The sequence below is a fragment of the Bacillus sp. G402 genome, from assembly GCF_051172515.1.
In the GTDB taxonomy this organism is placed as follows: Bacteria; Bacillota; Bacilli; order Bacillales; family Bacillaceae; genus Bacillus; species Bacillus altitudinis.
Window position 1 is genome coordinate 185,528 of the sequence record NZ_JBPIZC010000002.1, and the last position, 25,656, is coordinate 211,183.

28 protein-coding genes are annotated in these 25,656 nt (G+C 42.1%); 7 read left to right on the forward strand and 21 right to left on the reverse strand.

The window, feature by feature from the left end; all coding sequences use genetic code 11:
• Positions 1-193: 193 nt before the first annotated feature.
• A complete protein-coding gene (locus tag ACSBQP_RS09600; protein WP_052320793.1) occupies positions 194-1,162 on the reverse strand; it encodes a 2-hydroxyacid dehydrogenase in 969 nt (322 codons plus the stop codon).
• Positions 1,163-1,236: 74 nt separating this feature from the next.
• A complete protein-coding gene (yutH, locus tag ACSBQP_RS09605; RefSeq protein WP_035389301.1) occupies positions 1,237-2,277 on the reverse strand; it encodes a spore coat putative kinase YutH in 1,041 nt (346 codons plus the stop codon).
• A 113-nt stretch (positions 2,278-2,390) separates the two neighbouring features.
• Between yutH and ACSBQP_RS09610 the strand changes: the two genes are divergently transcribed.
• On the forward strand, positions 2,391-2,891 hold the full coding sequence (locus ACSBQP_RS09610) for a phosphatidylglycerophosphatase A family protein (RefSeq protein ID WP_024719755.1): 501 nt from the start codon (positions 2,391-2,393) through the stop codon (positions 2,889-2,891).
• 42 nt (positions 2,892-2,933) lie between these two features.
• Here ACSBQP_RS09610 and ACSBQP_RS09615 read toward each other — a convergent pair whose 3' ends face one another.
• The 3 genes from ACSBQP_RS09615 to ACSBQP_RS09625 are packed head-to-tail and all read right to left on the reverse strand — an operon-like array spanning position 2,934 to position 4,454.
• Positions 2,934-3,704, reverse strand: a complete 771-nt coding sequence (locus ACSBQP_RS09615) for a TIGR01457 family HAD-type hydrolase (RefSeq protein WP_050826574.1) — start codon at positions 3,702-3,704, stop codon at positions 2,934-2,936.
• A gap of 21 nt (positions 3,705-3,725) precedes the next feature.
• Positions 3,726-4,160 carry a DUF86 domain-containing protein gene (locus tag ACSBQP_RS09620; protein WP_024719757.1) on the reverse strand — a complete coding sequence of 145 codons (435 nt, stop codon included), beginning with the start codon at positions 4,158-4,160 and terminating at the stop codon, positions 3,726-3,728.
• Positions 4,161-4,178: 18 nt separating this feature from the next.
• On the reverse strand, positions 4,179-4,454 hold the full coding sequence (locus ACSBQP_RS09625; RefSeq protein ID WP_008346837.1) for a YutD family protein: 276 nt from the start codon (positions 4,452-4,454) through the stop codon (positions 4,179-4,181).
• A gap of 120 nt (positions 4,455-4,574) precedes the next feature.
• Here ACSBQP_RS09625 and ACSBQP_RS09630 point away from each other — a divergent pair, with 120 nt between their 5' ends.
• Positions 4,575-5,210 carry a YhcN/YlaJ family sporulation lipoprotein gene (locus ACSBQP_RS09630; protein WP_007500413.1) on the forward strand — a complete coding sequence of 212 codons (636 nt, stop codon included), beginning with the start codon at positions 4,575-4,577 and terminating at the stop codon, positions 5,208-5,210.
• Positions 5,211-5,249: 39 nt separating this feature from the next.
• Here ACSBQP_RS09630 and lipA read toward each other — a convergent pair whose 3' ends face one another.
• Positions 5,250-6,146 (reverse strand): lipoyl synthase, encoded by an 897-nt coding sequence (gene lipA, locus ACSBQP_RS09635; protein WP_008360456.1) that lies wholly within the window; start codon positions 6,144-6,146, stop codon positions 5,250-5,252.
• Between the two features lie 323 nt (positions 6,147-6,469).
• Between lipA and ACSBQP_RS09640 the strand changes: the two genes are divergently transcribed.
• Positions 6,470-7,414 (forward strand): M23 family metallopeptidase, encoded by a 945-nt coding sequence (locus ACSBQP_RS09640; RefSeq protein WP_224559398.1) that lies wholly within the window; start codon positions 6,470-6,472, stop codon positions 7,412-7,414.
• A 72-nt stretch (positions 7,415-7,486) separates the two neighbouring features.
• Here ACSBQP_RS09640 and ACSBQP_RS09645 read toward each other — a convergent pair whose 3' ends face one another.
• Positions 7,487-7,717, reverse strand: coding sequence for a hypothetical protein (locus ACSBQP_RS09645; protein WP_008346846.1), 231 nt, complete (start codon positions 7,715-7,717; stop codon positions 7,487-7,489).
• 224 nt (positions 7,718-7,941) lie between these two features.
• Here ACSBQP_RS09645 and ACSBQP_RS09650 point away from each other — a divergent pair, with 224 nt between their 5' ends.
• Positions 7,942-8,406 carry a DUF2691 family protein gene (locus tag ACSBQP_RS09650; protein ID WP_081114360.1) on the forward strand — a complete coding sequence of 155 codons (465 nt, stop codon included), beginning with the start codon at positions 7,942-7,944 and terminating at the stop codon, positions 8,404-8,406.
• A 78-nt stretch (positions 8,407-8,484) separates the two neighbouring features.
• Here ACSBQP_RS09650 and yunB read toward each other — a convergent pair whose 3' ends face one another.
• The 4 genes from yunB to ACSBQP_RS09670 form a co-directional block, all read right to left on the reverse strand.
• Complete coding sequence (yunB, locus tag ACSBQP_RS09655) at positions 8,485-9,255, reverse strand: sporulation protein YunB (protein WP_017367991.1); 771 nt, start codon at positions 9,253-9,255, stop codon at positions 8,485-8,487.
• Between the two features lie 69 nt (positions 9,256-9,324).
• Positions 9,325-9,630: a YunC family protein gene (locus ACSBQP_RS09660; protein ID WP_007500404.1), complete on the reverse strand. Its 306-nt coding sequence runs from the start codon at positions 9,628-9,630 to the stop codon at positions 9,325-9,327.
• Between the two features lie 67 nt (positions 9,631-9,697).
• Entirely contained in the window at positions 9,698-11,071 is a 1,374-nt protein-coding gene (locus ACSBQP_RS09665; RefSeq protein WP_202734247.1) for a bifunctional metallophosphatase/5'-nucleotidase, read from the reverse strand.
• Positions 11,072-11,134: 63 nt separating this feature from the next.
• Positions 11,135-11,986 (reverse strand): DUF72 domain-containing protein, encoded by an 852-nt coding sequence (locus ACSBQP_RS09670; protein WP_060781365.1) that lies wholly within the window; start codon positions 11,984-11,986, stop codon positions 11,135-11,137.
• A 312-nt stretch (positions 11,987-12,298) separates the two neighbouring features.
• Here ACSBQP_RS09670 and ACSBQP_RS09675 point away from each other — a divergent pair, with 312 nt between their 5' ends.
• Both ACSBQP_RS09675 and ACSBQP_RS09680 read left to right on the forward strand, forming a co-directional pair.
• The gene (locus ACSBQP_RS09675; protein WP_202734246.1) at positions 12,299-13,471 is read left to right on the forward strand and encodes a PucR family transcriptional regulator; all 1,173 of its coding nucleotides are present in this window, start codon (positions 12,299-12,301) and stop codon (positions 13,469-13,471) included.
• 64 nt (positions 13,472-13,535) lie between these two features.
• Positions 13,536-14,693, forward strand: a complete 1,158-nt coding sequence (locus ACSBQP_RS09680; protein ID WP_008346857.1) for an oxalate decarboxylase family bicupin — start codon at positions 13,536-13,538, stop codon at positions 14,691-14,693.
• A 48-nt stretch (positions 14,694-14,741) separates the two neighbouring features.
• On the opposite strand, the gene ACSBQP_RS09685 is transcribed toward ACSBQP_RS09680, so the two are convergent.
• Positions 14,742-15,935, reverse strand: a complete 1,194-nt coding sequence (locus tag ACSBQP_RS09685) for an MFS transporter (RefSeq protein ID WP_435028356.1) — start codon at positions 15,933-15,935, stop codon at positions 14,742-14,744.
• A gap of 163 nt (positions 15,936-16,098) precedes the next feature.
• Entirely contained in the window at positions 16,099-17,334 is a 1,236-nt protein-coding gene (locus ACSBQP_RS09690) for a pyridoxal-phosphate-dependent aminotransferase family protein (protein ID WP_026050143.1), read from the reverse strand.
• 173 nt (positions 17,335-17,507) lie between these two features.
• Here ACSBQP_RS09690 and ACSBQP_RS09695 point away from each other — a divergent pair, with 173 nt between their 5' ends.
• Positions 17,508-18,386 (forward strand): endonuclease I family protein, encoded by an 879-nt coding sequence (locus ACSBQP_RS09695; protein WP_041507729.1) that lies wholly within the window; start codon positions 17,508-17,510, stop codon positions 18,384-18,386.
• Positions 18,387-18,506: 120 nt separating this feature from the next.
• Here the strand turns inward: ACSBQP_RS09695 and ACSBQP_RS09700 are convergent, their stop codons facing one another.
• From ACSBQP_RS09700 to psiE, 8 genes are all read right to left on the reverse strand, one after another.
• On the reverse strand, positions 18,507-18,965 hold the full coding sequence (locus ACSBQP_RS09700; RefSeq protein ID WP_025207927.1) for a hypothetical protein: 459 nt from the start codon (positions 18,963-18,965) through the stop codon (positions 18,507-18,509).
• A gap of 125 nt (positions 18,966-19,090) precedes the next feature.
• Positions 19,091-19,810, reverse strand: coding sequence for an IucA/IucC family C-terminal-domain containing protein (locus tag ACSBQP_RS09705; RefSeq protein ID WP_435028357.1), 720 nt, complete (start codon positions 19,808-19,810; stop codon positions 19,091-19,093).
• 21 nt (positions 19,811-19,831) lie between these two features.
• A complete protein-coding gene (locus ACSBQP_RS09710; protein ID WP_017359303.1) occupies positions 19,832-20,869 on the reverse strand; it encodes a FecCD family ABC transporter permease in 1,038 nt (345 codons plus the stop codon).
• Complete coding sequence (locus ACSBQP_RS09715; RefSeq protein ID WP_007500383.1) at positions 20,862-21,878, reverse strand: FecCD family ABC transporter permease; 1,017 nt, start codon at positions 21,876-21,878, stop codon at positions 20,862-20,864. The genes ACSBQP_RS09710 and ACSBQP_RS09715 overlap by 8 nt, the downstream gene beginning before the upstream one ends.
• A gap of 70 nt (positions 21,879-21,948) precedes the next feature.
• Entirely contained in the window at positions 21,949-22,902 is a 954-nt protein-coding gene (locus ACSBQP_RS09720) for an ABC transporter substrate-binding protein (protein ID WP_007500381.1), read from the reverse strand.
• A gap of 139 nt (positions 22,903-23,041) precedes the next feature.
• Positions 23,042-23,944: an alpha/beta hydrolase gene (locus ACSBQP_RS09725; protein WP_017359301.1), complete on the reverse strand. Its 903-nt coding sequence runs from the start codon at positions 23,942-23,944 to the stop codon at positions 23,042-23,044.
• Between the two features lie 71 nt (positions 23,945-24,015).
• Complete coding sequence (locus tag ACSBQP_RS09730; protein WP_017359300.1) at positions 24,016-24,927, reverse strand: alpha/beta hydrolase; 912 nt, start codon at positions 24,925-24,927, stop codon at positions 24,016-24,018.
• Positions 24,928-25,227: 300 nt separating this feature from the next.
• Positions 25,228-25,656 carry a phosphate-starvation-inducible protein PsiE gene (gene psiE / locus ACSBQP_RS09735; RefSeq protein WP_008346998.1) on the reverse strand — a complete coding sequence of 143 codons (429 nt, stop codon included), beginning with the start codon at positions 25,654-25,656 and terminating at the stop codon, positions 25,228-25,230.

The following is a 25,656-nucleotide window of genomic DNA, read 5'->3' on the forward strand; positions in this document are numbered from 1 at the left end:
CTCTCTAAAAAGACATTTGTTAACCTAACACAGACATTCAATGTACACACATTATAAAGGGGTATCCTCATTTTGACAAGGTAATAAAATAAGAGAATATGAGAATGAAACCGCTTAACAGCTATTTATATCAAGATTCTATATTTTCAAAATATTTTTGTAAGAAAAGCTCCCGAAGCCGGGAAGCTTGAGATTACGCCTGAACTGGCGTTTTGGCTTGCTGATCTTGCAGGACAAGCGCAATATTTTCAGCACATAAATACATCATGTTTTTTCTCGTTTCAACACTTGCACTTCCGATATGAGGAAGCACTGTTACATTTGGTAATGTCGTTAACGGGTGTTCTGGGCTGACTGGTTCCTTGCTAAATACATCCAGACCTGCTCCTGCAATTTTCCCTGTCGTGACAGCATCATATAAAGCATCTTCGTCTACCGTCTGCCCTCTGGAAACGTTGATGAAGTAAGCCGTGTTCTTCATCTGCTCAAATGCTTTCTTATTAAACATTTCTTTCGTTTCAGGCGTTAAAGGCGTCAAACAAACGATGAAATCAGACTGCGTAAGCAGCTCATCAAATGCGGCATAGGTCACACCTAGTTGCGCTTCTGCTTCTGGCTTTCTTGAACGATTATGATACAGAACATTCATATCAAAACCTTTTGCCCGCTTGGCCAGTGCGGTTCCAATACTGCCCATTCCGACAATCCCTAACGTTTTATGATGAACATCAGCACCGGCTAGAAGAAGCGGCCCCCAGCCTGTCCAGTTCCCGTCCTTAATCCAATCACTCGCTTCGACAATTCGTCTTGCTGACGCCATCAAAAGCGCAAAGGCTAAATCAGCCGTCGATTCTGTTAAGACGTCCGGTGTATGACATACCGTGATCCCGTGCTTTTTAGCTGCCTTTAGATCAATATTGTCATAGCCGACCGCGAGATTCGCGACCACTTTTAGATTTGGAGCATTTGATAAAAGTGCCTCATCTACTTGATCTGACAGCATCGTGAGCAGCCCATCTGCTTGAGCCGCTTGTTTTTCTAACTCTTCTCTTGGACACGGCTCATCCTCGCTCGTCCACATGTCAATATGAGCGACTTCTTTTAATGGTGTAAGTGTTGTTTCATCAAGCTTTCTTGTGATATAGACATAAGGTTTCGTCAAGAAGAACACTCCTTTGGTTGCTTTCTTTAAGCATAACGAAAAACGCCTCAAGAGAAAAGAGACGTTTCGTCTGTTCACTGAAACTTCAAATCAGCGGATTGATGAATCCATCCAACAGGAGGAATGAGATGCCCACCGCTGCGCATGGCACTCAATTCTTGAAACACCTTGAGAAAATATTCGTAGCGGTTCGCATCATTTAAAACGTAATCTAATCGTTCTTCATAATAAGATTTTTCATTTTCTCCTGACATATAATACCCTTCGACAATTTCAAAATAATGAAGCGGAAACAGAAGACGGCTGTACAGCAGTCGCTTTGAAAACGATGAAAGAGGCGTAACCTGCTCATATTGCTGCAAAAAGGAGAATCCCTCTTCAATTAAATCCTCCTTATGCTGGACAAAGGTTTCTCTTAAATATTCCGCGATATCTCTTGTTGGATGGTCAAATACCCAGTCAACAGGTAAACGAAGCGGCTGCTCGTGTGGCCAGGTCATACGTGAAAAGCGCTGATGACAAACAGTTCCTGAATCACATTCTTTCGGTTCATCATCAAGCTCTGTATCCACTAAATATTGAATGGCATTTTCCGTTAATCCGAGATAATACGGAAAGGATTCAATGAATTTCTTTTCAAATCGTTCAAGTGGTTTTTGATGCATTTGCTGCATCCAAAAGCCTTCCAGCTGGTCTAACCGTTTTGCCCATAATTCCTTCCAAGCTCCGACACGTTTTGTTTCAGACACCTCATATGGAAACCCTCTCCCCCTGACATGAAAGGCCGCCAGCTCTGATGCGTGCTGAAATGAGCGGCTTGTAACCCGCGGTGCTGCCTTTAATAGAGCGTACAGTTCTTTTCCATGGGTAAAAGTCGGTTTCTCTTCGTTTGTTAATTCAAACACGGCAACGTATGGGTCACCGTCATTCAGTAAATACTGACTGATATGATAAAGCTCTGTGAGTTCTTCTTCTCGCAAATGAGACACGGGAACAATGATAAAGAGAGCTTTCGCCGTTTGAAAGCTCTGATAACTGCCATATGGCATAAATTGACGCACATCAATACCAAATGTGTGATAAATGGTTTCTTTCATGATTTCACCTGCGTTCATAAAATCAGTCTCTTATCATATCGTAGTCGCAGGTTGAGGGATTTATGAATACTATTTACTATCCGAAGCTTTTTCACACGTTGTGGACAAATTACGAGGATTGGGTGAGGAACATGCCGCATCATCATGAGATGAACGAAGTAGAAAAAACAGCAAGACGCCGTTTACAGGAACGAGGCGTAACCATTCAAGATATAGCAGACCTTGTCTTCTTTTTACAGGAAAAATATCATCCTGGCTTAGACATGACAGAGTGCATCCACAATGTGGAACGTGTCATCGCAAAACGTGAAGTCCAAAATGCCATCTTAACAGGCGTTGAACTAGACGTTCTCGCTGAGCAAAAAAAGCTGACAGAACCGCTGCAATCCATTCTTGAAACAGATGAAAGTCTATATGGGGTTGATGAAATTTTATCCTTTGCCATCGTTAATATTTATGGCTCCATCGGCTTTACGAATTACGGATATATCGATAAAGAAAAACCAGGGATTCTTGGGAAACTCAACGATAAATCCTCAGGCGAATGCCACACCTTTTTAGATGACATTGTCGGTGCTATTGCTGCGGCAGCATCAAGTAGACTGGCACATAGTGCGAGAAATGCAGAATAAAACACAAAAGAGGACGTGCGTCTGACGCTTGTCCTCTTTTCATTAAGATAATCGTTCAATCCACTCAGATAATGAATCAATGACATAGGTTGGCTGTTTGTCATATTTCTGAAGCAGCTCTTTTGTCGTGACGCCTGTATGAACAAGCAGTGTATCCATCCCTGCATTCATCCCTGCCATAATATCGGTATCATAGTTATCGCCCACCATGAGCGTCTCTGACACATCTGTCCCGAGCACCCGCATGGCCTGTTCCATAATGATAGACTCTGGCTTCCCGATAAATGTTGGCTGCACTGTTGTCGTAACCGTCAGCACAGATGTTAACGATCCATTTCCAGGTAACAGCCCTCTTTCTGTCGGAATGGCAATATCTCCATTTGTTGAAACAAATTGTGCACCTTGACGGATCGCAATGGCTCCTACCGCTAGTTTTTCATATGTAATACTGCGGTCTATTCCAACGACAACGAAATCAGCGTCTTCTTGACCAAACGACAGTCCTTTTTCTTCGATGGCCTGCTGAATGCCTTCTTCTCCGATCACATACACCGAGGCATCTTTCTTTTGTTCTGCGATATAGTTTGCCGTCGCCATACTGGTTGTAAAGACTTGTTCTTCCGTTGCTGGAATATCGAATGAAACCAGTTTTTCTGCTACTTGCTTCGGCGTGCGTGAAGAGTTATTCGTGACAAACAAATAAGGGATGTTCAACTCATTTAACTTGTGAACAAATTGCCCCGCCTCTTCGATCTTTTCTGTTCCTTTATACATCGTCCCGTCTAAATCAATTAAATAGCCTTTGTATTTCATGCTGCATACAACTCCAATGGTTTATTTAAACGCTGATACTGGTCCAAGCTCCTGCTCCAAGTAAGTGCGAATTCGATTCGGGAAGACTTGCAGCGCCTGTTCTACCTCACTGATGACCTGCAACAAATCGTGATGCACCACTTCTTGGTATTGCTGAACAAGTGTTTTACGGCACGAGACCAGTTTTTTCAGGTGAGTGCCTTCTTCTGTTGGTACAACTTTTTCGTCCACAAGAATATCCATGATGTCGTCATAGCTTCCTGGGTCCCGCATGATAAAGCCGTCAATCATATCATTTCCTGTATCAAGAATACATTCGACGAGCAAATGAACAATTCGTTCCAGCGCTTTTTTTTCTAAAGGACTTGACCATGTTTGATGGCTGCGCATCAAATCATATTGCTCCTCAAAAAAACGTAATGTCTCTTCAATCTTCTTTCTGTCTACGAAATACATCATGACGCCCCCTTTGCGTTATTTTCTAATCCGCTTTAAGACAAAATAGGCACAGCCAAAATTACAGTATTCATAAATGTATTCATCGAGTGTACTGATTTTTGTATCGAATGTGGCCTTTTGGTTTTGGTCATCAAAAAACCCCTTCAGCCTTAGCTGGTTGTAGCCCCAATCCCCCACAATATAATCATACTTATTTAAAATATCTGAGTACCTTGCTTTAAACGCTTCCTCATCAAAGCCGTCTTTGATTTCTCTGACAAGATCAAAGGTAGCATTCTGAATGACGATCATCTTCTCACCTCTTTTTAAACGATCCATCTTTAATGATAATTCATTGGAACAACTCCATCAATTGCTAAAGCATGTTTTTTCCGATTTAGCCGAAGCTAAAGAAAAAAGGAGGTCACATTTATGATGAAACAACTCACAGCCACTATTCTCCTATGCATGCTTTTAGGCGGGTGCGGCTTTCAATCAGGCATGAACCGGCAAGTGGATGAAGATTCTTCCAGCAAGACAATCCGCCTGTCTGATCGTCATGAAGGAAATAATTCCAACATGCCAGAAGCAGATACGAATCGAGCAGGCTATGTTCGTTATCAGCGCCAGCAAGTAACCGATCAAAAGGAAAGAACCCCTGCTTTAAATCGTGAGCACCTTGCCCACGTGATTACAAGTTTAGCCATCCAGCTGCCAAATATAAAGGATGCAGCAACACTTGTCACAGACGAGGATGCCCTCATTGTGTATCGAACAGGCAACAAAAACCGAGATGAATCAGCCGATCAAGTGAAAAAAACAGCGGTTTCTGTTCTCCCTCGTTATTATCATGTGTACGTCTCTGATAACCCAGAGCACTTTCAATCCATTGCCAATTTTTCACGTCTTCAAACCAATTCACGTGATTTTGATCAAATTTTAACAAAAACGATTCAACAAATGAAATACTCTCCTCAAGGCGGAGATATTTCAACGAAAGAAGATGCCAATGGCATGACGAATTCCGATCGGACCATGAGACGAAACGCACCTTACGGCCAAAATTAATACGAGAAAAAACGCCAGAGAGCTCTGGCGTTTTCTTTGTTATGCTTGCGCCTGACGCTTCTTAGACGCTTCGTTTACTTGTTCGTCTGCATGATAAGAAGAACGGACAAGCGGTCCAGCTTCACAGTGGCTAAAGCCTTTAGACATAGCAATTTCCTTCAGCTCTGCAAACTCATCTGGATGGTAATATTTTTGCACTTTCAAATGCTTTTTCGACGGTTGTAAATACTGACCAATTGCCATGATGTCAACGTTATTGGCAAGAAGATCATCCATAACTTCAATGATTTCTTCCTTCGTTTCACCAAGTCCAATCATAATGCTTGATTTCGTTGGAATGTCAGGCTGCATTTCTTTTGCACGACGCAAGAATTCCAATGAACGATCGTATGTAGCCCGTGCACGAACTCTTGGTGTTAACCTGCGTACTGTTTCAATATTGTGATTTAAAATATCAGGGCGTGTATCCATTAACGTTTTCAAATTATCATAATTGCCACCCATGTCTGAAGGGAGAACTTCAATTGTTGTGAATGGACTTTTTCTTCTAATGGCACGAACAGTTTCAGCAAACACGCCTGCTCCGCCATCTTTTTGGTCATCCCTTGCAACCGCTGTTATAACAGCGTGCTTTAAATTCATCAAAGCCACTGAATCTGCCACGCGTTCTGGCTCTTGCAAGTCTAATTCAGTAGGAAGTCCGGTTTTCACCGCACAGAAACGGCATGCGCGCGTACAAACAGATCCGAGGATCATAAATGTAGCAGTTCTTCTCACTGCCCAGCATTCGTGAATATTCGGACATTTCGCTTCCTCACAAACGGTATGCAGGTTGTTTTCCCGCATCATTTTTTTCAAACCGGTATAGTTTTCATTCGTATTCAGCTTAATTTTAAGCCAGTCCGGTTTTCTTACGTGCTCTTCCTTCTTTGCCAATTCCATCATCTCCATATGAATTCGTTAAAGGTGCATATACAATCATCTTCCTGCTATATACGATGGATGCAGCTGTTGCCGCAAAAAATTGAATCTTCGGCCTAAGGCCTTTTCTTTAGACACTTTAACATAGTACAGATTGAACAACAAGGGAATGAGCTGCAAAAATACCCAAAAGACTCCTAAAATAACAGAAGAAAATTACTAACATTTTCTTCTTATGAAATAACGTGATCAAACCACACTAAACGGTAGAAGAGATGTTCGAAGAAAGGAGATGGACGTTTGTGAAAGTGGTTTTAGCGATCATCATCGCTCTTTCAATGATTCCCGCTTCAGTCCATGCACAAGGGACAAACAAACAGCCCGATGAATTAAAACAGCGAATGGCACTGTATGAAAAGATCGCCATCACCACACAGGTCCCGTGGTATGTACTTGCTGCGGTTGATCAGTATGAACACAATATACGCAAAAGCAGAAGAGATTTACCAAAACAAACAGGTGTGATTGGCATCTACATTCCCCGGGAAATGTGGATAGGACCAGAAAATCCAAATAAGCAGGATACCTCTCCATTAAGCATTAAAGTGTTCGACGGTATTGGGCTTGATGGAAATGGGGATGGAAAAGCAGAAATCGATAACGATGAAGATGTCCTGTTCACGTTTGCTCAATACTTGCTCCATTACGGCAGCAGCATCGACCAATTAAAAATCGCGCTGTGGGATTATTACGGACGTGATCAAACCGTTGGAATCATTTCATCTTTTATGAAGCTCTATAAGCATTACGGCCATCTTGACCTTGGTAAGCATGCGTTTCCTCTTCCGGTTGGCGCTGACTACAGCTACAGGAGTACATGGGGTGATGCGAGAGGCTTTGGAGGCAGAAGAATTCATGAGGGCACTGATCTTTTTGCTCATTACGGTCTTCCTGTTCGTGCGACATCGTACGGAGTGATTGAAATGAAAGGCTGGAATCGCTTTGGCGGCTGGCGGATCGGCATTCGAGATATTCATAATCATTATCATTATTTTGCCCACTTAAATGGCTTTGCAAAAGGACTCAAAGCTGGGCAGATTGTAGAACCTGGTCAAGTCATCGGATCAGTCGGAAGCTCCGGTTACGGTCCACCTGGCACAGCAGGAAAATTCCCGCCTCACCTTCATTATGGCATGTATAAAGACAATGGACGAACTGAATGGTCGTTTGATCCTTACCCTCATTTAAGGGCATGGGAAAGAGCCGAGCGGAAACGTCGATAAATAAAAGGAGAAGTTTAGCGATACCGCTGGCTTCTCCTTTTAATATGTATCAACATTATCACTTGTCTACTGTTACTGCTTATGCTTTTCTTTCAATCCTAAAACTAAAAAAAGAATACCCATGATGAAAAAAAGGAGATACACAACTGTTACTTCAAGTGGAATCATGTCAAACATCCCTCTAAATAAGTCGACACTCAAACTGTCACTCCCAGCTAATAATATCGATGCTGACATATATTTAGCACTAAATACAATGGCAAATACTAAAAAACAAAATCCGCTTACATGAATTTTCTTCATATCAATCAAATCCTCCTCTCACTTTCATAACTGACGATCGTGAAAAATCAGCCTTCAGGATAGCTACACTATTCAAAAAGGAAAACAATGAACATTTATCATGGCACGCGATTCGTATGGAATCAAGTGGTTAATTAGGATAAGATGAACAGATCACATAAATAAGTCTAAGCATCGCAGCCAATGAAAGATTACTTCACAAAGAGTAGTTAGGGGGTTGTTTTTTGAAAAGAGGACTGACCTTTACCATTCCAAATGAATACGGAGGCTTCCTTGGAGAAGTGCTAAAACCGATCGACATCACTAAATTCAGCTGGCGAATCGATACCGAAGACTCGAATATACTAGTTGATGGCGAAAAAGATGAAGAACTTTTTCCTGAAGGTAAAACAGAAATGGACGGTATAGAACTCAAACACCTCATTGAAAACAAGACGTATTATATGATTTTCGCCGATTTACAAGCATATCCAAAAGGGACATTGACTCATATTAAGACCTATGAAGAATTTATTGAAAGCCAATGCGAGCTTGTTCTTTTAGTAGCCGATTGCTCCTATGTCACGATCTATTGCAAAAATAAGGGAACACTCGAATGGCTATACAAGAATGCAGTTGAATGTGGATTTGAAGACGTGACCTATATCACCGATGAAAATGATGCAAGGACAAGACTGTCTGTTTCGTAACAATAAAACGTGCATCACAAAAACACTATATGCAATCACAGTGTATGAAAAAAACAGCCCCATCCGTCCATTGGGCTGTTATTCTTTCTTCTCCTTTTTTTCTGGCAGAACAATCGATGGAGCGCCTGAATTTGTTCCGCTGCCATTATAATAATCTGGGACGTCTCCTTGAACGGCTTGAATGGAGACAGGCACGGAGTTTTTGACGACGATGGTTTCTGAGGCAAATGGGATGATGACTCTCACCTTCACCTCAATGAGCACACTAATATCAATCAAGGCATTGTTGATGCCATAAGGCTTAATGTTTTTTTCAACGTCCGTATGCGGGTCACCAATGACACTGAATCGTACAGGCACTTTTGGTCCTAGGTTGGCGATAAGTGCATTTCCGGACGCTTGCCCAAGCGGAATGTTATATATAATGCCGTCATGTCCATCTGTTTGATCCTTTAATGCTTCTTTTGCCTCTTTTTGAAAATTCCCCTTTTCAATGTCCTCTAGATTTTTTTGAAGGTGACGTGACAGGTCAGCCATTGCTTTCGATGTTGCTTGCGCATTGAAGTCGATGGTTGTCACTTTTCCGTTCTCACTGGTATTCATCACAACCATATCCTTCATATTCTCCTGATCATCTGCAAAATCCTGAACAGAATATTGGATAAGATGATTGGCGATTCGTTCTGTTTCTAGTTCAGCAATGTGAATCAACGTTGGTTTAATGGAACGATTGATGAAGAATAGGCTAATGACAGTTGAGAGCACAAAAAATAATACGGCAAGCAGCATGACGTAACGAAATGGCAGAGGGCCCTTTTTATAGGGGCGATAACGGCGGTTCAATCTCAATAAAAAATCCCCCCTTCTCCATTACAAGTGTATGCAGACAGGCGGGGGGATAGGAATCATCTGTACATTTTATTTCACCATTTTTAATAATGCATCTCTTCCAATTGTGCCAGCATGAATGCCGAGTGACTCAGCGGCATATGTCACAGATTCTAAAGGTGCATCCAGCAATTGCTCGATGGTTCTTACACCGACTGCTCTTCCTGCGATGATTCCTCTATCTGCAAGCTTTTCATTTAGGAGCCCGACATCAAGTGCACCGCACATAATATAACCATGCTCATTTGTCACTGCCATGAAATTGGTCTTTGGCAATTTGACGGTGACGGCTGTAAAGGAATGGCCATCAATTGTAATAGGTGTTAAATTCACCATATCCCTTCACTCCCTTCAACACAATCTATGTGAAGGGAGGGCAAGTGTTGTTAGGCTGGAGCGGATTTCACTTTTCGTCCCTCAATCGCCAGCTCAGGACATCACGTAAAAATTCCGGCATAAAATATTCGATGTGTTCATGGTCACGTATATGAGGAAAAAGAGAACCAAGTGTATACATATCCACTGTGCCAACCGTATAGGAATCATCTTCTTTGACGAGTTGATCGTTTACATAGACCTCTTTTACTCGTTTGGTTTCGCCCTCTTCTAATGAATAAGTCAAACCGCTGTATAGCATTTTCCCCATCAGTTCGCCTCTAAAGCCAAAGCCTTTGATGCGCAGTTGTTCCATTTTTTCTTCACAGCCACGAGAAACTGTTTCGATCAATTGCTTCCCAGTAAGCGTCACCCGGATTGGATTAATGGGGTGCGGGCATATCCGGTGAATGTCTTCTCTAGTGACGATGCCAGCCTCTAATGAATCAAGCACCATCCCTGCATTCATCATGCCGATATCTGCCCCGCACCATTCTTTAATGGCATCTGTTAAAAGTTGCGGAAGCTGGGAGTCATCAAACCACTTTGTTTCGAGCTTTGATTTAATGGATGTCACTTTTTCCTGCATGAGTGACTTCGCTCGTCTTTCTGCTTTCTGTAAAGTCATGATCGCTTCATCGGATTCGCTGATCAGCTGGTCCACTGATTGCACCGTCGCTTTTTTCTCGATGAGCTCGCTACTCGCTGTGTCAATGGTCAGCTCGACACAGCCAATATAATGCCCATACTTTTCAGCACATGCAAGAAGAACGCCATTATCCATTTCGCCCTGTTCTAAAAGATGATGCGTATGTGAGCCTAAGATGATGTCGATTTCCGGGAAGTCATGGGCTACCTCTCGATCATGGATGATGCCTAGATGGGAAAGAAGAACAATGACATCGGCTTGTCCTTTCACTTCTTGCAGCATCTCCCGTATGCTCTCAAATGGGTCTGTAATGTCCCAGCCCAGCTTTTCATAGACAGGTGTATACGCAATGGTCACCCCTAAGACGGCGATCTTCAGTCCATTGTTCAACGTGATCACTTCATAAGGCTTTGCCCACGATGGTCTTTTGCCTTTTTCAAATAAATTAGATAAAATCACCGGGAATTGCGCGTCTTTGTACAATTGGTCGAGCTGCTCATGAGGCAACGTAATGCCTTCATTATTACCAATTGTGACGCCATCATAGCCAAGCTGATTGAGAAGTTTGACATTCACTTTTCCATAATCCGCTTCTGATACAAGGTTTACTCGATCCATATGATCGCCAATATCAAATAAGAGCATCTGATCGTGAACTTGACGCTTTTCTTCAATATAAGCTGCGATTTTTGGCCAGTTTTCAAAGTGGCTGTGCAAGTCGTTTGTATGATATAACCATAGCTTCTGCAGCATGTTGATCTCTCCCTCAAGTTGTCACTGAACCGTCTCGTTCAGGTTGAAAGCCGCAGCTCTCATTTAACTAAATAAATCTAACTGCTTCGGCGATAAGCTTGAATACGTCAAATCCAGTAAATCAATCATTTGCTGGCCATTCGCTGCCGCATCTCCGCCTGAGTTATTATTAAATACGACATATACATCTTTCGATTGTTGATGCAGGATGTCGAGGTTCTTTTTCCATTCCTTTAGTTCAGCTTCATTATATAAATATAAGTAACGAACTTCACGCCAGTTCTCATGATCTGCCGGGTGAAGCCAGCCTTGTTTATTTCTTCCGTGGAAACGGACCAATGTTTTGTCACGGTGTGTGGCTTTTATGACTGGCGGTATAGATCCTTCTCCGACTTGCGGTTCATCACAGACGGAATGAATCCACTCTTCTTTCTCCATAAAGGATAAGGTTTGTTCATAAAACTCGTCTGAAAACCAAGTTCGGTTTCGGAATTCGAGTGCACAAGGAATGTCCCCCATCTTCTCCTTACACCATCTTAAATAGTGGACGTGCTCCTTTTTGCAATCAAACCATGGTGGAAATTGAAACAGAACCATCGCCAGTTTCCCTGCTCGAATGAGAGGAGTCAGTGAAAGAATAAAGGCATCAAACATTTCTTCCTTTGAAGCAAACGGGATCTCGCCTCGTTGATGCCCGGTCATTCCTTGATATGCTTTCACAACAAATTGAAAGGCGTCTGGCGTATCTTTTATCCATTTTTCATGGTTCCGCTCAGGCTGAACAGCATAAAAGCTTGCATCCAGTTCCACAATGGGAAACGTTGATGCGTAGTGAAACAGCTTTTGAGAGCTGCCGATTCTCGGCGGGTACAGACTGTCATGATCTCCCCAGCCAGTTAATCCGATATAAATCATCTATCTCACCTCTTGCCACTTGCTTGTCTAAACGGATTTTCCCATTGAAAGTCTTTGTTTCTTGGGATACCCATCTTTCTGAAAGAAATTCTTCTGTCTACAACATATCATATTTACCCATTTTTCTGAATGAAGATGACTGATGTGATGTTGCCCTGCCATCTTTTTTGTGATATTACATCACAACTTTCTATCTAAATTGAATGGAGCTGATAACATAAAATTGATATCAGAGACTTTGACAGCGATTGTCCATTTTTTTATTCATCTTCACCAAAGGCTTCAGCTCTAAAAAAAGGAGAATGAGTGGATATGAACATTGTCGATCATCATGTTGAAGCATTGCAAAAAGTGGCCCAAAGAATTCATCAGCCTGTCTATTTGATCAATCAGTATGGACGTATTCTTTTCACCTCACTCCAAGGTATGACAAATCCAGATTGGATACAAATGCTCCGCTTGTTTCACAGTACGCAGCAGCATTATTTTTCTATGGTTCATTCAAAAGAAAGCGTTTCTGTTTTTCCTATCTATATAAACGAACAAGCTTATGATTATTTAGTCGTTCCCGCCTTCATTCATCCTCAAGACGACATGGGGCTGCATTTGATAATTGAACAAGCTGTAAATGCCATGTCCATTTCACGCATCAAACAACATGCCATCAAGCAATCGACAGAGCGAGCCAAAAATGAATGGTTTCGCAAATGGATGGAGGGGACGATTTCCTTAGAGCAAGATGTTGCCTGTCTGGCACGCATGTTTGGATTAAACACAACGATTCCCTATTTATGTATCGTCTGTCAACTTGATCAGAGCAGTCATTTCACTTGTTTCCTTAAGCAGCAAACCCTTGTAGATGATGTGTTTGCTTTACTTGAAAGCACCCTTTCGCACTGTCCATTTCCCGCCTTTCTTTTTGTCAAAGGAGATATCGGCATCTTCCTTATAGAAGAGACTGGCGGCTGGCTGGCAATGAACAAATCGATCTGCTCTTTTTTAAAACAAATGCAGATCCTTATTAAACAGCATGTGAATGCCACCATTTCCTTTGGTGTAAGCTTAAGCGGTTATCTCATCATTGATCTGCCAAAAGGATTCAGTGAAGCTGCCCATGCTCTGCAATCAGGCCAGCTCTCATTACGAACTGAATACATTCAGTTCTATCAAGCAAAAGATGTGTCAGATTTACTGAAGCTCATCCCACCAAAAGATTTAACAACATTCTATGAGCGGTACCTCCACCCATTATATGAACAATCACAAGTCGATCCAAATCTTCTCCACACCTTATCTGTTTATGTCGAAACACATTGCCATATTTCAGAAACAGCCAAACGTTTATCTGTTCATCGCAACACCGTGATATATCGACTGGAGAAATGTGAAGAACTGCTCCAGATCAGCCTAAAAGATCCTGACGCAACATTGCGCTTGCGATTAGCTTTGCGGATTCAAAAGCACCTTTCATCCGATTCCAATTGAATCTTTTTTTCTTACGCCTCATATATTTTGGAGGAGAAATGTGAATGACAAGGAGTGGTGTCAAATGGATGAGGAGATTCGTCACATCCCGCAACCGATTCGAGACGATGGGGCCGGCGCAACCGATTTAGGCCCGCGAGACGTTCTGCGCGATATGGAGAACCCAGATATGTTCGTTCCCCCTAAAACGGATGCGGGGACGATTCCTAATTTAAAATTTTCCTATTCTGATACACATATGCACTTGAATCATGGCGGCTGGTCGAGGGAAATTACCGAGCGAGAGCTGCCTGTTTCAACAACGATTGCTGGTGTGAACATGCGGCTTACGCGCGGAGGTGTTCGTGAGCTTCATTGGCATAAGCAGGCGGAATGGGCATATATGATTTTAGGCAAAGCCCGGATCACATCTGTAGATGCAGAAGGACGGAATATGATCGCTGATGTAGAAGAAGGAGACTTGTGGTATTTCCCGCCCGGTATTCCGCACTCCATTCAAGGTCTTGAGGATGGCTGTGAGTTTCTCCTTGTGTTTGATGATGGTGCTTTTTCTGAATTTGATACGTTCACCATCACAGACTGGTTTGCTCATACACCAAAAGACATTCTTTCTGCTAATTTCGGCGTGCCAATCAAGCTGTTTGATCACATTCCACATAAACAACGCTATATGTTTCAAGGCTCTTCACCGGCATCCATTGAAAGCCAAACAGTCTCTGATCCATATGGCGGCATCAAACCGCCATTTACCCACCAGCTCCTTCGTCAAAAACCAATCGTGACCTCTGGTGGAACCGTGCGAATCGTCGACTCACGCAATTTTCCAGTATCTAAAACCATTGCTGCTGCACTTGTGGAGGTAAAACCTGGCGGGATGAGAGAAATGCACTGGCACCCGAATAATGATGAGTGGCAATACTATTTAACCGGCACAGCCAAAATGACGGTTTTTGGAGCAGGCGGGACAGCTCGCACCTTTAATTACAGAGCAGGTGATGTTGGTTATGTTCCTTTCGGGATGGGGCATTACATACAAAATATCGGGCAAACGAGCCTTTGGTTTCTAGAAATGTTTAAAAGCGATCGTTTTGCAGATATTTCATTGAACCAATGGATGGCCTTAACCCCTCCTCAATTAGTGAAGGAGCATTTGCATGTAGACGATGCATTGATTCATGCGTTGCATAAAGAAAAATCACCAGTCGTGAAGTATGAGCGATGACGAAAAAAACCGATCCATTTGTGCTGATCGGTTTTTTCTATGCTGCCTTTACGATACGGCATGGGAATGTTGCTGCGCTTTTTTCGCCCATAAAATAGAAGCAATAAAACTCATACAAAGCACTAGCGTTCCAAACATAAATGGCAGCTCAATATTCACATCAAATAAAATACCCGCAAGACTTGGCCCGACGATATTCGCAAGGCTCATAAAGGAGGTATTGAGGCCGCCTGCTACCCCCTGCTGATTCCCTGCCATTTTAGATAGTAATGTATTGAGAGCTGGACGAACAAACGAGGTGGCTGATAAAAATAAAATGGAGCCCGTAAAAATGAGCCAAAAGGAAGGAGCAAAGCGGCAGGCGATCAGCATAAATGCCGCAGCTAAAAGGGCATAACGAATGACTCGCATTTCGCCAAATCGTTTCACAAAGGTATTTACTAAAGCACCTTGAACGATGACACCCGCAAGTCCAGCTACCGTAATGACAAATGCAATATCCTTCGGTGTAAAGCCATGTTTTTGGTCCACATATAAGCCAAAGATCGATTCAAAATGAATGATTCCGAAATTCAAAACAAAGGCCAAGATAAACAAAAAACCGTATGGTGTTTTTAAAGCCTGAATCATCTGCGTAAAAGGATTGAAATGAAGCTCTTTATTCAATCGTGCTTCTTCCTGCTTTTCCTTTGTTAAAGTTTCAGGTAAGAACAAGAAAGACAACAGCGTCGACAGGGCTGCAAAGGAACCAGCGATGAGGAAAGGAAAAGCAATCCCAAACTCAACCAAATAACCCCCAACACCCGGTCCAATGACAAAGCCTAACGTCATTGCTGCACTAAATAGCCCCATTCCTTTCCCTCGATCCTTTTCACTTGTGATATCAGCAATGTAGGCAAACATGGCGGGCATCAGCAGCGCACCAGCAGCTCCGCCTAAAAACCGAGACACAAACAGCATCCAAAGCTGATCGGCAAATGCAAAAATAAATTGAGCTACCGTAAAGCCGGCAATCCCGGCAATAATCAATTTTCTGCGTCCAAATCGATCAGTCAGCGCTCCGGCGACGGGTGATAAAGCAAATTGTGTGAGGCCAGTTGCAGCAACGAGGAAACCAAGTGTTTTCCCAGTTGCGCCAAAGGCTTCAATATAACTTGGCATGACAGGAACGATCAGACCAAATCCAAGCATGGCAATAAAAATATTGAGCATCAAAATGTACAATCTGCCCATTTTTTTCATATTAAAACCTCTTTCTTCAAAATAAATGAAAATGATGACAAAAATGATAAGAACTTCTTCAGTATAGCGATATCGCTCTCTATAAGTCTAGTTTTTCAAAAAACAGCGTTTTTTCCCAAATAAAAAATACCCGCTGGTGGCGAGTATTTTGAGTATCCCTTTTTTATTCAGCTTGTTCATAGATGGAAAGAGCCGCCTGTAACCCGGCGCCACAATTGATGGCTGCTCCGTACTTCATCAAGATGGCTTCAAGGCCTGCTAAAACAAATAGAATATTTTCCTTTCGGCAGCTATAGCCCATTGAGCCAATTCTCCATATCCGTCCTGCAAGCGGCCCAAATGAACTCGCAATTTCAATTCCAAAATGATGAAGAAGATCAGCCCGGACCGCTTCTCCGTCGATATCACTTGGAATGACGATACACGTCACGACCGGCATTTTGCAGTCTGGATCACCAAATAATTCAAGCCCCATCGCTTCAAGTCCTGCCATTAAAGCCTTTTCATGAAACAAGTGGCGCTGAAAACGTTCCTCCAGACCTTCCTCTAGCACAAGTCGAACCCCTTCTCTCAGTGCATAAAGCATCGTCGTCGCTTCTGTATGATGATTTAACCGCCTCGGGCTCCAATAATCTTGCAGCTGGCTTAGATCAAAGTAATTGCTTTTGATTGGAGAAATGTCTACCTGTTTTTGCAGTTCGTCCTGTGTTGCAATCCCTTTTTCTACTTTCTTTCTCGATTGTACGACATCTGCCACCCGGTCATTATATGTGATCGGTGACATCCCTGATGGAACAGACAAGCATTTCTGTGAGCCCCCAATTGCCGCATCGATTTTCCATTCGTCTACCTTGACCTCGACTCCACCAATTGTCGCCACAGCGTCTACAATAAAAAGCGCATCAAGCGCTCGGCATGCTTCACCAATTTTCTCAAGCGGCTGTAATCTTCCGGTAGATGTTTCACCATGAACCATCGCAACAATTTTCGGCTTGACTTGATGCATCTCTGCGATGATGTCGTCTTGCTTAAAAACCGTTCCCCATTCACATTCCATTGTATGTACCTCAGCACCATAGCGCTGTCCAATTTCAATCAGCAAATGACCGAAGCGTCCAAAGACCGGAACGAGCATGACATCTCCGGGCTCGATCACACTGGCAAGCACAGCTTCAAGTCCTGAGCGGGACGTCCCATCAATTGGATAAGCCCATTCATTTTCTGTTTGAAAAAGTGATCGTAATAAGGTCATCGTTTCATTCATGATCTCTGTAAATGCAGGATCAAATTGACCAAGAATTGGTGTACTCATCACCCGAAGGACTCTCGGATCTACTTCGACAGGTCCTGGTGTCATAATTGTTCTAGTAGGTGTGTGTAGTTCTTTCACGTTATCCATCCTCTCCCTTGCTGTGTCCATCCTTATATGCCCACTTATACAGCAATGCTGATAAAATAGCAATCTCTTTTCTTACGAATTAATTACATAAAATTTACTATAAATCCATTTATTTCTTTATGGCAATATGATAGAACTAAAGAGTATACATTCCCTATGAAGGAGGAAATAGAATGAAAAGATCTTTATTTGGAACTGTGGCCGCCGGAATCATGATTTTCGGCACATTTGCCGCTCCGCTGCCTCCCGCTGCAAATGCTCAAGGCTTTACTCTGAATGAACCGAGTCAAACCATCACCTTTTCCCCGTTACAGCTACAAACCGAAACATCTGCTCAACATGCGAAAACAACTGCTTCAAGTCAAATTGATTCCTATTACCAATCTGCTGCTGGCAAATCTGGGCCTGCTCTTAAGAAAGCATTACACGATATTATTGATGATCATACGCAGCTATCCTACAGCCAGGTTTGGGATGCATTAAAGAAAACGGATGAAGATCCAAAAAATCCAAGCAATGTGCTTTTGCTCTATAGCGGTATCTCCAGGTCAAAGCAAGCAAATGGAGGAAACGTGGGACAGTGGAACCGGGAGCATGTGTGGGCTAAATCTCACGGCAATTTTGGGACGAGCCAAGGACCTGGTACAGATCTCCATCACCTTCGGGCAACAGACGTACAAACGAATAGCACACGAGGAAATTTAGATTTTGATATAGGCGGAAATGAATACAAGGGAGCGCCGGGCAACTTCTACGACAACGACTCATTTGAACCTCATAGCCGGGTGAAAGGAGATGTAGCAAGAATGCTCTTTTATATGGCCGTCCGATATGAAGGCGATGACCGCTTCCCAGATTTAGAATTAAACAACAAAGTGAATAATGGAAGCGCCCCTCTTCACGGCAAAATGTCTGTCCTATTAAAATGGCACAAGCAAGATCCAGTCGATCAAATCGAACGAAATCGTAACGAAATCATCTATCAAACGTACCAGCACAATCGCAATCCTTTTATTGATCACCCTGAATGGGTAAGCGATATTTGGGAATAAAAAAGAGAGGCACTGCTATGAACAAGCAGTGCCTCTTCCCATTACTACATCTATAAAAGATGATCATGCAACATCAAACACACTTCTCAACTTATAAAGATTCTGATCATTATGTTATGTTTATTCCCCCAATTTACTAATAATAATTCTTTCTACATTGCGATCTAAACAGAAAAATTCTATTTTGATATCATGCTTTGAATCCTTATAGCCTAAAATTTCATATCCCTGATCGTCATTTCTACGATAATAATTTTCACCTAAATAATCATAGATATCTTTTTTAGTTGAATGAATATTTATTGTGTTGTTTATATTACTTTGATTATTTTCTAAAGAGATTGCCACTATTTCTTTTCTATTATTCACTTTAAAATAATTTGAATTTGAAGTTTTAATCCACTCGTTTTCACTATAGTTTCTCTTTATTAATCCCAACTTCAATTCTCCCACCTTTAATTCAGTAAGATTTGTACTTTTTACTTTAAGAAAAGAGATGTGGTTTTTAAGTGGTTGAATGAAGAACAAGCCAATGATGATGATGAAAATAAAGATGATATATATGATAATTTTTTTCATATCAGTTCCTTCCATAAATGATGATATAATGAAACAATATAACATAAATATCATATTTAAATTTACATATAAATATTTAAGAAAAATCTAATCTAATAAAAAAACACCTTGCATAAGGTGTTTTTTTACTTTAGCGGACAGACGAGACAATAATCAAGGCTCTCTGATTTTTTCTCAAGCTTATAATACATACAGCAAGTCTTTCGATTTGATGTGTCTAGCAAACTTTCATCTAAATTTAAGCTGTGCTGGAAAGGATTTTGCTTCGCTCCGAAAAGATCACCCGACGCCTTCTTCAGAAACAAATAATCCTCCCGTATGCGCTCTTTCATTTTAGGCTCTTCCGTTTCTCGCATCATGCTACGGTAAAGAGAATTGATACGTACCGCTACATTTTCCCATAAAATTGAATACGGAAGTCTTGAAGTACGTTTCAATACATCTAAAAGAGGTGTGACACACTGCGTAAATAGCATGCGGACGACCTGCTCTCTCCACTCATGACGATCTCCTTCTAACTGAACAAAAGAACAGAGCATTTCATCTAGCTCAATTTTACGATCTTCTCTAAAGACACACGCCTCTGGTGAAAACCGGTAGACAGCATCATACATCGTCATCAAGTACAAAGTAGAACTAACAGCTAAATAGGCATAGCGTTTTGAAAACATGGACGCCGCCACTGCTATATTCGGTGCATGCATCGCTTCCTTTTCAGCTTCTAATAAACGTCTGATAGATGCTTCTGAAAAAAGCGCAGCAAGTGTGCGATCAGATGTCATTGGTCCATTTGTGATGTGTACCCCGAAATCAAGTAATTCTCTCTCAACCCACTCTGGCTTCATGTCAAAACCCCCATCTTTCGTTTAACGATTTCGCTGTTGATATAACAAATAAATAAAGAACGGTGCACCAATCGCCGCCGTAAACACACCTGCCGGGACATCTAACGGGAGAAAGGCCGTTCTCGCAACTAAGTCTGCCAGCATCACGAGAATACTTCCAACAAGCGCAGATGCTGGAACAAGCGCAATAAAGGAACGACCGATGATCATCCTTGCCACATGTGGCGCCATCAGTCCAACAAATTCAATACCACCTGCGAATGCAACGGCAATACCGGCTAATGTCACACTCATCAGTAGAAAGAATAACCTTTTTGCCTGTACTTTCACCCCGAGACCTGTTGCAAGATCATCTCCAAGCTCCTTCACATTCATCGTTCTTGCCAGCACCATGACAATCGGTAAAATCATCAATACCCAAGGAAGCATTGCGATGACGTCCTTCATTGTAGAACCATATAAACTGCCCGTCAGCCAGATGTATGACTTGGTCGTGGTCATCGTATCGCTGAGCACAAGAGTAAACGTCACACACGCCTTCATAATGGCGGAAATCCCAATCCCCATCAAGACGAGCGTGATCGGCTTGACGCCTTTTTTCCATGAAAGCAAATAAATCAGGCATGATACCGCAAAAGCGCCTGCAATTGCCCACAACGACTGATAAGCAATAGGCACAGTGCCCATCCAAAAGACGATGAACATAATGGCGCCAAACGACGCACCGCTCGTAATTCCTATGATGTCAGGCGATGCAAGCGGATTTCGAATGAGACCTTGTAAAATAAGCCCCGATACCGCAAGTGCCGCTCCCACTAAAACCGCAAGCAGGGTCCTTGGAATCCTCAACGTATTTAATACAAACGTATTTCCCTCGCCTTGTCCGAAGATATGTAGCAGCACATCAGCAGGCGGAATAAAGCGGCTGCCCATACAAAGGCTCAGAATAAATAAACCAAAGGCAACGCCTGTCAATAATAGTAAAATCAAAAACGTCCGCTTTGAAAATTGAAATGAAATGCGCCCGCCCTTTGAACGCACTGTATATGTTTTAGCCACCTGTCTTCAACCCCTTGCGCACGAGATAAACAAATAGAGGCGCTCCTGCTACCGCCGTCATGACACCAATCGGTACTTCCTGCGGCATGATCAGAAAACGAGCGGCAAGATCTGCGACAAGTAAAAGCGACGCCCCTACAACAGCACAATACGGCAGTACCCAGCGGTGGTCAGGTCCAACAAGCTTTTTCACAATATGCGGCACAAGAAAACCAACAAATCCAATGGATCCTGCGACAGCGACGGAACCACCTGCTAAAAAGACGACAAGTACCCCCATCGTCATCTTCAAAAGCAACGTACGCTGGCCAAGCCCTTTCGCAATATCATCACCCGATAAAAGGACATTGATCGAGCGGCCAAGAAGCAGCGCCACCACAGTCGCCCCAAGAATATAAGGCAGCACAGGCAGCAGCATATCTATACTTCTTCCTGACACTGAACCAGCCATCCAGAACAGGATGCTTTGAATGGACTGTTCATTCACGATTAAAAGTCCTTGCGTAAAGGACGCAAACAGAGCAGATATCGCAGCACCTGCGAGTACAATTTTGACCGGTGTCAGTCCGTCTCTTCCAATGGAGCCTAGAAGAAAGACAAGCATACCTGCAATGGCAGCGCCTAAAAAGGCCGTCCACATATAACCTGTTAACGACTCGGTAGAAAAGAAAACAATCGAAATCACAATAAAAAAGAGTCCACCTGCATTAATACCTAAAAGATCTGGTGCAGCCAGCGGATTTCTCGTCAATGCCTGCATGAGTGCACCTGAAATCGCTAGACTTGATCCAACAACCGTCGCAATTAAAGCTCTTGATAATCTGGATGTCATGACAATCACACTGTTTGGATCTGACTCATCAAACTGAAGAAACGCATGGATGGTGGCTTTGAGGGAAATTGAGGTTTGCCCAAGAGAAATACTGAGCATAAAAAAGACCAACATCAATACGATGAATCCAGCAAATAGCAGTGCCTTGCTCGAATCCTTTTTTAATAAACTTCTCATCTGATTCCCGCTTTCAATCTGTTATGGAAAAAGGAGAAAATGGTTTTTCACATTTTCTCCTCTGCTACACTTATTTATCAAGCCCTAGACGATCATAAATATCATCAAGCATCATGTTTGCAGCAGTGATACCGCCAGCCATGTTCCAAGTGATTTCATCCACTTTATGCACTTGTTTCGCTTTCACTGCATCAAGCTGCTTCCATAAAGGATGACTTGTCCACTCTTTATATGCTTTTTCAACTGCTTTATCCTGATCATCCATGAAGTAATAGATCACATCTGCATCCATTTGTGGAATGCTCTCTTTGTCTGTAAGTGTAATGATATCTTGCTTTTTATCTTTGACATTTTTAGGACCTTCAAAGCCTAGCTCTGTTAAAATTGAACCTGCAAACCCAGTTTGATAGATTCTTGCATGATCTGCACGGAAGTTCACCACAGACACACTCATTGGCCAGTTTTTAATGTCTTTCTTTGCTTTTTCTTTGAAGTCAGCGACGCGGTCATCCCACTTCGTCAGCAATTCTTTTGATTTGTCTTGCTTGTTTAACGCTTCACCCATTAAATTCACTGTGTCTTTAAAAGTGAACACTGTTTCTGTTGCAACAGTTGGCGCGATTTCTTTCAGCTGATCAAAAATTTGCTCGTGACGGATTTTTGATGCAATGATCAAATCTGGCTTCAGCTTTTCAATTTCTTCTAAGTTTGGTTGTGTTTCCTGCCCAACAATTTTGACACCCTTTAAATCATCTCTTAAATATTTATACGTAGGTGCTTCAAGCCAAGATTCTACAACACCCACTGGTTTAATGCCCATAGCGACGGCTGCATCTGTTGCTCCTTGATACAACGTCACCACACGTTTAGGCGATCCTTTAATTTCAGTTGAACCGATAGCGCTTTCAACGGTTCTTGTTTTCTCATTACTATCTGACTTGCCTTCACTGCTATTACTGCCACAAGCCGCAAGTAATACGATGGAGAGCACAACTAATAGCGACCAAAAAGATTTTTTGAACATGTACCTCACCTATCCATTCTATATGTAGTCATATCGTTTGATAACGATTCTCATTATCACACTATGATTTTATCATAGAAAAGGATGGTGTCAATGTAAATTTTTAAGAAAAAGGTAGAGTGTTGACTAGTTGTTCAGGTTAAATGGAACTTTTCCACATTTGGATGGTACGCCCAATCTTTTTTCCTGATTCTAGTAAAATGGACAAATGAGTATGGTTTTCTATCACTTGGTAAACAGATTGATTTTTCACCTGCTGATTTGGAAGCGCCAGATATGGATGAAATTTGTCTACGTCGTATAACTCATCCTCGCTTCCAACAAACATGCCATAAGGCTGGTCCAGCCTTGCAAATTGTTTTTGAGGTGCAGATGGCGTTAAGGCAAGAGACATATTGATGGTAATGCCTGTTAAAAGAAGTGGATCTTGTGCAATTACCCATGCTGGGTAGTGAAATCGTACAGCTTCTGAATGCCCCATCAGCCTTCCTTTTGTCATCGCAGATAGCACGAATTTCCAAACTTGAACTGTGGCAAAAGGGACTTGATTAGACTTCGCTGTGTCAGATTTGTAGCCAAATTCAGGAGCAATAAAAAAGTAACCGTCTACTTTTCTTTTTTCATCCCAAGATAGATATTGAAGCAGCAATCCAGCTCCAGAGGAATGACCACAAAGATAAATTGCTCCTTCGTGCTGCTGTTTGATGACATCCACAACTTGCGAAATATCTTGCCACACGTCAGTGACTTTGGGTGTATCCCCCTTCTTTCCTTCAGAATATCCGTGGCCTCTCAAATCCAGCAGAAACACATTCACGTGAAAATCATGTTGCAATGTATAGGCAATATGCTCATAACCAGCCAAGCTGTGAGCGCCTCCGCCATGAATGATGATCACATTGGTCTGCGTGTTTGTTTCTGATAAAAACGGATAATAAGCAAGACGAATGCCGTCATGTGATTGAATGAACTGTCTTTCTGGAATAGCTACAGGAGCTACTTCCTGCATACTTGTAAATGAGAACGGTTCTGTTTCGTTCATAATTAACTTTTGATCCTCCAATTAGAAACGAGAATGGCTAGAGCATTGCTGGCCATCCTCATGTTCGCATCCTATTTTGTCATATCCCTCAAAGGGAACGTCTTACTCTCAATAATGGCGACAATTTGTTTTAACGCTTGGTTCGCTTCGGGAATAGGGAAGACAGGAAAGACGTGATTCATTTTTGGGTATTCGATATAGTTGATGGGAACACCCTGCTTGTCTGCCATCTCTTTGAATTTCCGGGCATCTGGGAGAAAGAATTCATGAGTGCCAATAAAAACAGAAATTCGTCCTAACGATTTGATTTCTCCATAGATTGGACTGATCAAATGATGTGTTTCATCTGTATCACCTGCATAGGCTTTGCCCGATTCGATTAGTAAATCTAGGTTGAGCATTGGCTCTTTTGGAACCATTTTAGCGATATCAGGATTACTTAATGTCACATCAAGCCATGGTGATAATAGAATCAAGTTTCCAGGCTGCGGAAGACCTTTTTTTGCTAAGTATTGAGCAAAGGCGAGCGATAAACCGCCGCCAGCAGAATCACCCATGATGACGATTTTTTCTGGTGTTCCTTTTTCTAAAAGAGCTTGGTAAACTGGGAGAACACTCTCGATTGCATCCATATACTGATGATTCGGTGCTTTAGGATAAACTGGCACATACACCGTACTATTTAATTGCTTCGTCAATCGATCCAAGAAACGCCAATGCCATACGAGCGGCTGCTCAATATAGCCTCCTCCATGTAAAAATAGCACCTGATGATCATCTGGCTGCACATCTGATTTCAACATGTACGTATCGACTGAAAACGTGCTGCTTTTGGTGATGTGATATTTCTTTTTCAACTTCTCAGGCAGCACATAAGGTAATTGATTCGCCATTCTTCGTTCTTCTAAATACCCCTCAACATTTAGTTTCTTCTTTGTAAGTACAAGTAACCATTCAACAAACAAACTTTGAATACTTCGCATACGATCGACCCCTATAGATAGAATGATGACAATCAATGTCTAGGAAAAGAATGGTTTCTCTTTTTCTAAAGCATAACATAAGAACTTGTGAATCCGTTAACTGCTTTGGACAGAATACTTTTTCTATACATCTATTCATTTATGAACACATGTCTATTTATATTATATTTTCTAGATACATCATCATCAATTGTCAATCTTTCAATCATTGTTCATTAATCAACACATATTCAAAAACTGTTCATTTAAACACAAAAAAGACGAGTGTTGACCACTCGTCCTACTCGTCCTTCTTCTTCCTCACTTCACTTCCTCATGCTCATGAGCAGTATCTCTTTTGCTCGCGATAAAGAGCGCACAGGTCATCGCAAGAATGGCCAGTGCCCACCAGAATGTCGATACGGCCTGTTCATGATCAATGATAATCAAACGGATGACAGCTGTGATGCCAATATAAATGAAATAGCGAAGCGGAAAATGAAAGTTGGATTTAAAGTATTTAATAATTAAGGCGATAAATTCAAAATACATAAAGAAGATCAGCAGCTCGCCAAGCATTCCATAATAGCTTTCTCCTTTGTTAAACAATGTTTTATAGACGAATTGCACGATGTACCATGTTTCACTAATTAAGAGTACGCTTAGCGCAATCGCTAGAAAGAACAGGCAGATATTCAGAAGGGCTTGCAGAAGATCAGGTACCTTTTGGAAATTGTTGAATCGTTTCAT